General features: G+C 41.1%; 3 protein-coding genes. All 3 read right to left on the bottom strand.

Features of this window, described 5'->3' with window-relative positions; translation table 11 throughout:
- Positions 1 to 581 (bottom strand): IS110 family transposase (locus FXW34_RS13810; RefSeq protein WP_147534594.1); only part of this gene is annotated, 581 nt, incomplete at its 3' end.
- A 118-nt stretch (positions 582 to 699) separates the two neighbouring features.
- The gene (locus FXW34_RS13805) at positions 700 to 981 is read right to left on the bottom strand and encodes a hypothetical protein (RefSeq protein ID WP_147534593.1); all 282 of its coding nucleotides are present in this window, start codon (positions 979 to 981) and stop codon (positions 700 to 702) included.
- Positions 982 to 1,289: 308 nt separating this feature from the next.
- Positions 1,290 to 7,385, bottom strand: a complete 6,096-nt coding sequence (locus FXW34_RS13800; protein WP_147534592.1) for an InlB B-repeat-containing protein — start codon at positions 7,383 to 7,385, stop codon at positions 1,290 to 1,292.
- Positions 7,386 to 7,413: the final 28 nt, after the last annotated feature.

Below are 7,413 nucleotides of genomic sequence, written 5' to 3'. Positions count from 1 at the left end.
TGGAATTCCCTAAAGATATGGTCCATATGCATCCGAATCAAATTTTGTGTCTCTGTTCGTTCCTCTACTAATTCACGACGGGCACGTGTTAGCTTTTGTAAAGTAAGAACATTACCAGAAGCTAATTCATTCGATGTCCCCCGCCCATGAATCATGGATTGAACAATCGCCATTAAATCTAAATTATCGGTTTTCGACCAGTTTAATAGGGCTTGTCTTTCCTGGGCAGTTGTCGCAGCATTCAAAGTCCTCACATGATAGCCATCAGAATGGCATCGTCTAACAAGATCCTCGTAATAATGTCCAGTGGTTTCAATTCCCACTACTACTTCTTTAAGTCCATTTTTCACCTTTTCGGACCGAATAATCTTATTAAGATATTCGAAACCTGTCATGGACGCATCAAATTCAAATGGTTTTACTAAAATGTCTCCATAAAAAGTACAAATCATTGCTTTTTGTGTATACTTTGCGGCATCGATTGCCACTAACATTAGATTCTCCGTCCCTGTCTCTCTTACAAACTCTGCCCATCGACTTCCTTTTTTACCTTGTATGTGGTTAAATATTGAATATGCCATCGTTTTCATCTCCTTGGAAGGGTAGTAATATCGGAAGTTCTGTGATAGGTTCTTCCATTTTACAATGAAAACGGTGGCCTTTTTCTATTTATTTGACCTATTTACTATACTAGGCACCTTATCTTGATGTTTTGCAGCGAGGGCAGGCTGAGTTTGCGGAGTCGTATTGTGTTCCGCAGCTTCGGCAAAATACTACCCCAGAATCATCATAACCTCGCCCTTGATCAGAGCCTACGCCTAATCCAGCCGCAGTCTGTACTGAAGATACTTGATACTCCTTCACTAATCCCTTCGTCAGCTTATTCCTTTTCATCGATGCAATGACTAAAATCATCGTAATGATATTAATCAAAAGAACTATGATTAGCAGTATATTCGATAGTATTGGACTACTTAACATTTGTACTATTACCTCCAATCTAAGGGGAAACGCGAAAGGACACGTAAGTGAATATGAGATTCCACCACATATTACGCTCCCCACGTTTCCCACAGATGGTGTCGAGCACCTTATTCAGTGCTCCGTGAAACATTTGTGAAACAAGAAAAATCGGGTGGTGACAGGCACCGGTTTGGCGCAAAAGCGGAACCGAAGTGGCACCGGTTTGGCGGCACCGGTTTGGCGCAAAAGCGGAACTGAAGTGGGACCGGTTTTTCGAAGCGGAACCAAAGCGCCGCCGAAGCACCAAAGCGGCACCGCCACACCACTTATTCTTCTACTTCTAGTTTGCGGCGCTTTTTGTTTAGGACGACTGATGCCGTTGCGATGATTGCCCCGATTCCGCCGATTCCACCGATGGAACCTAGGAACAATGGTGTGTTGTTGTACCAGCGAACAAATAGATTAGTTGAGACAAGGAAATCGTCAACAGACTTCGTAAATTTGTTCCCTGCTGCGTCTACCGCTATAACCTTTACATCCTGCTTCGAATTTGAGCTTGGGACCGCAAATGTGTAGTTCTCACCGTCAACCTTGTAATCAATCTCTTCATTATTCAATAGCACCTTCGCACCGTCGAGCACGAGATTATCCTTGACTGAAAACGTCACAGACTTCGTATCAACCGGATACTGCGCTCCGCTTTCGATATCGATCGGCACGATAACTGGAGCCGTCTTATCTACACCAAACGAAATCTCCGCCTTCTTCGTCTCATCAATATTTTCGTTAATATTTCCAGCTAAATCCTCTGAATATAGCGCCACAGTATAGCGGCCATCACCAGCAAATAGTTCCTTTTTCACCACATACTTATACTGGCTCCATGAACCGTTACCACCTGTTGAAGACACTGTATAGTCCTTACCCTCAACCAAATCAGTCGGCGTTCCATTCTTCGTCATTTTTACAAGAATCGAATCATGCTTCAATCTATCTACATTTGTCTCAGTTAAAATAACATCCATTTCCTGGCGAACGTATTTACCATCGATAGACTTTAACGAATCATCAAACACATACACCGAACCGAAACGATTGACCGAGAACTGAATCGTCTGCGTTGTTTCGTTTCCGGCAAAATCAACAAGCTTAGCAGTCAATGTATAGAGATCGTCATTTTCTTTCTTTTTCTCAAAATTACTAAAAGTAAAGACTCCGCCATTCGGAGCATCCCCCGCGCTACCCTTCAAATCAACCGGACCGTGGTTCGCACCTGTTAGTTTAATCGATACCGCACTCTTATTGAAGTTTGTATCAGAGTAAGTAACGACCGGTGCCACATCACCATTATTCGCTGACTTATCAGCAACACCTGTAATCTCAAGCTTCGGAGCCGTTTGGTCAACAATGAACTCGTCTGCCTTGTAATCAGCCGCAATATTTCCGGCTTTATCAGTGTAATCAATGTCAAAGTTGTATTTACCGTCTGCGCTATAATTGATTGTTGCTGTGTGCACATCGCCCTTCGTCGACCAGCCGCTAGCACCCGGGAACGCTGTCCCAGCACCATTATCGCTTGCAGACCCAGCGATTTTAATCCGGCTTGTCTCAAAATTGTGCTCAGTGATTGTAATTGTCGCTGTACGAGCCTTCATGTAATAGTTCCCATTTGCTGCCGCCGAATTATTATATGTCACCTGAATCACAGGCTTTGTTTTATCCAAAGTAAACTTATGCTGCGCAAACGGAGCTGCATTATTTCCGGCATTATCTGTGTACTTAAGATCAAAAGTATAATCCCCATCAGCAGTATATTGCACAGTTGCCGTATGCGTTGTTTTGTCTGGATCATTCCCATTTGGCTTAGTTGACCAGCCAACTAACTTCGGAATCACACCATCCGTATTCGTAATGACATGGACGACATCCTCCGGCTTGAAGTTCCGTTCTGTAATCACAATCGTTGCTGTACGATTTTCTTTGTAAAAATCAGCAAATTGCCCATCAGCCGTATTGTTATCGTAAGTAACATTCATCGTCGGTGTGGTTTTATCGATGCTGAACTTGATTTCATCCTCTGACGTATTACCAGAACGGTCCGTGATTTTTACTTTAACAACGATATCATTACTGTTATTGCTAACTGTCAGCGTCTTCTTCATTTCCGTAACCAAGTTGCGGTCAGTCTTTGTTTGCTGCCAGCCATCCGGATTACTGCCTTCACCGTAGGTTTTATCATTATTAATTTTAATGATGCCGCTTTGGTTGTTCGCCGTATCATGAGGCGCCACTATAGACCACTGAATTTCCTTCAGGCCTGAATACGTATCCGTAACTGTTAGGTCGACATCAACGTTTTTGTTGTAAAGCTCAACATCACCATTATCTTTATAGCTTGTTTCTGCCTTTTTAAAATCAATATGTGTTTCTTCCTTATGCTTATCCTCGTCTTCAATAACTGCACCCTCTGGAGTCACATACTCTCCGGTGTTATCAACAAAGTCAGTTGCTTTAGCAAAAATTTGTCCTTTAAATGCAGCCGGAACAGTGAATTTCAACTCACCTGAGGTCGGAATCGCCTTCACAGCATTCGCTCCAGCAATTTCCTTCAGCTCACCATTTTCAACGCCATAGAACTTACCATTCTCATAATCCTGGAGGTAAATCCACATTTCCTTCACTTTACTTGTCGCTTCAAAATCATCTACGACATCGGGGTCTTCCGCGCCAATTGTCACTTGAATTGGTTCTTTAAAATAAAAACCGTAATCCATAATTTCAATCGCTTCTTGAAGGCCATCCTTCCCATTCTGTTCAGCGAACTTAAAGTCTGTAATCGTCGGACTAGTTCTATCGATAAAGATCGTTTTATCATCATGACCAACATTACCAGCGTTATCAATCGCGTCAACACGAATCTTGTAAGAACCATCTTTATTTATATTAAAATTATTCGATTCAAGCACTTCAATATCATCCGTACTTAATGTTGCTTGATCCTTATTATGATAATAATAAGAAGCTGCTGAAGCATCCTCATCATCTTCAACATTGACCACATCGCCATTTACATCAATCTGAACGGCATTAACACCTGAATCAGCGTCCTCTACACCTACAGTATAATGAACATCCCCACTATAGAAATGCACATCTGACTCATCCACATAAGGAACAACATCAGCCTGTGGTTCAATAATAATAGAAGGAACTGGTTCATTTTTCTCGATCATCACAATTCCGCTATCTGTATCTTCCATGTTGGAATGCTCAGCATTAACTAGAGTCACACTCTTATTTCCAATATTGTCGGTTATTTCCACATTGAAGGTTCCTTGAAAATAATCACCATCAAGTGTGTATTTCGCCTCAGCCGTTAAACCGGACTCTTCATAGCTTTCACGGACTAAGTTCGGCTCGTCTTGGTCTTCACCTGGTATAGCCACCAAGTTCATTTCCTTAATTCCGGCAGCGTCATCCTCACCATGGACTGTAATCGCAATTTGTTTATTAAAGAACGTGCCGAAAGTCAAGTAATTCAAGATTTCAGCAAACTTGCTGTCGTTTTCCACTTCAAACGTAACAGCATTTTTACCACCTGCTAATGTTGGCGCATTTTCATCGATATAGATCGTTTTGCGCGTTTGCTCCACATTATTTTTATTACCAGAATTATCCTTAACCGCTATGGTAAAATCGTGCAGTCTACCCTTTTCTACAAGCGTGCTTGTATGAATCGGCTCAATCGTTGGCTTCAATTGCTCCTTAGTACCGTCAGTAAAATCATAACTTTCTAGCGTCTCGTCACCATGATTGATTTTAACAGAATGAATACCTGATGCCTCATCCTCAACTTTGATACCTAATTCAACATCTTGGCTATAGAATTCGGTAACAGTATCGTTTGACTCATCCTCAACAACATACGGTTGTTCATTTTCCTTATCAGGAGTGACGGTTAACTCCACCGTCGGAGCCTTATGGTCAATGATAAATCTTCCATTACCTTTAGGGTCGAGATTGTCCGCTGTTAAATCATACGTTTTCGTATTATTAACATGGTCTGTCACTTCAATGGCGAACTTTCCATCAAAGTTTTCTTCATCAAGAGTGAAAGTAACGTCAGCTTTCCGGTCACTGTTACTTTTCCTAATATCACCAGAAATGATTTTATCAGCCTTATTGTCTTGTTTAGCAATCAGCTTAATATCTTTAATCCCAGAAGCAGCGTCGATTGCTTTTACCGTAACCTCGATTTTTTCCTTAAAGAACATTCCAAAGAATAGGTTATTCAAGATTTCTGATCCCGTTTGCTTGACCTCAACAGCCCCGTCAAGCGTTGGCACGGCTTGGTCAATATTTACATCAGTTGCTTTTGTTTCAGCTTTATTTCCCGCTTTATCTAGCGCCCAAACTTTATAGTTATTTTGAAAATTTCCATTCACTAAGTCGAATTTGTAGCTAGAATCAGCAGCGATAGGGAGCTCAATTGCCGCTTCATCGTCTTTGCTGTAATAAACCTTATCTATATCCGTTGAAAAATCAATACCCTTGTAGCTTTCCTTCTGATTATTCAGATCAAAAACAACCTTAACGTTACCGCTGTACCACACTTTTCCGTCAACGGTCGCCTTGTTATCACCCTCTAATTTTAGGTTCTCAATAGCAGGTTCCTTTCGGTCAAATAAAAGATATAAATCCTGTTCAGGTTTTACGATTAATGGGTTGTTCCTTTGTCGATCCTTTAACTGGAGCCTTTCAATAATAGAATTCTCAATTAATGTATGATTGGTGCCCCAAGGTCCTGGTAAATCGTTCAATATATCTGTAATACTAAGACTTAAGAAGTCAAAACTAATTATTTCATTATCCAATGGCTTAATATTTAACTTTGCATCTTTTGAATAGATTAATTTATTATCATCAATTTGAGCGACTTTAGTACCTACAAGCGTTTCAATTGAAACATAGTTCTGCCAAGGACCAGTTACTTCCTGAATTCTTTCGATAGTTACGACAATATTAGTATCACGTTGTATATTCTTAACTGCGAAACTCGCACTGTTATTGCTATCATTTATCGTAAAATTAGCATCGTTGTCCAGGTCGACAGGAGTTCCATTGACAGTGAGCTTAGTTACCTTATAGTCTGTTTTTGGTTTGATTGTTACAACCGCATTTTGGCCATGTTCAACTGAGCTTCTATCAAGTGAAACGTCGCCGTTATTAGGATCATTAACACGTAATTGATAAGTATTAATCTCAAATATTACAGTAACCGTTTTATCACTATTCACCTCAGGCACTGCAAACTCATAGGACAGTGTTTTCTCCTTCACGTCATTTGGTAGACTAATATAATCGCCACCAAATTTAATACTTTTAATATGATAGCCTTCGATTGGGGTTACTTTAAAAGACGGCCTTTTCCCATGTTCAACTTTAACGGTCCCACCGTTGGCAATGATTGTATCTGCTGTAGGACTCTCCTCGACAATACCATCTTGAACAGAGCCCTTCTCGACCGCACCTTGTGAACTATCATAATCAAATGTTAGCACGTACGTGTTAATGACAAATTTCGCCTCAATTGAATGTACATTTTTAACATTGTTTATTGTGTACTTGAACTTACCACCAGAAAGGGCTGTTACAGTAACATCATCCAATTCAGTGGTATCTTTCCCATCAATTGTCACTACAGGATGATAGCCCTCATTTGGAGATACGGTAAACGTGTAGTCCGTACCGTGCTCGATACTCTCTGTTCCTCCGTTGGTTCCAACAGTCTGTCCGGAATGATTGACTACCCTACCATGGCTATATCCACTGAAAGTCATCTGATATTCTTTTAATTCAAACTCGACCCTAATTGTTACATCATTTGTTACTGAATCAATCGTCGCTTTATAGTTTCCGTTTTCCCTATCCTCAACAAACGGGATAGTTGTATTTAGTCCTTTTTTGATAGACTTTAGCTTGGAACTCGCTGCTGGTGTCACAACAATTTCAACCGGACCTTCTGGAACAACAATTGCGCTGCCTGAATAAGAAGTTCCATTGATGCTTACGGTACCAGAACCTTCTCCACTTTTTTGGACTGTGACTTTATGAGTTTCAATCACAGGCTCTTCGGGTTCTTCTTGTTCTACTGGGTCCTCTGTCTCCTCTGGATCTGCTGGTTCTACTGGTTCTTCAGTTTCTTCCGTCACCTCAGGCTCAGTGTTCTCCGCTCCAGATTCGGTATTCTCCTCTTCAGCATTCACCGGTTCAGTCGTTTCGATTTGCTGATCATCCCCTGATTCAGCAAATACATTTCCCAAAACACCAATTGGTACGTTGTAGGCAACCAACAGAATGGCTAGAACAATTGCGAGCCAGCTGCGTTTGCTCCTTTTTTTGTAACTACGCTTTCTCCGCATTTCTCTCTCCCCTTGAAAAATCATTCAA

Origin of the sequence: Bacillus marasmi, assembly GCF_902168435.1 — a bacterium.
Taxonomy (GTDB): domain Bacteria; phylum Bacillota; class Bacilli; order Bacillales; family Cytobacillaceae; genus Bacillus_BU; species Bacillus_BU marasmi.
Note: the sequence above shows the minus strand (reverse complement) of the source record. Positions and strands in the feature narration are given on the sequence as shown.

What these genes read in the sequence shown, in the direction of transcription:
- FXW34_RS13800 (WP_147534592.1), bottom strand. Translation starts at nt 7,385, where the DNA reads ATGCGGAGAAAGCGTAGTTACAAAAAAAGGAGCAAACGCAGCTGGCTC.
- FXW34_RS13805 (WP_147534593.1), bottom strand. Translation starts at nt 981, where the DNA reads ATGTTAAGTAGTCCAATACTATCGAATATACTGCTAATCATAGTTCTT.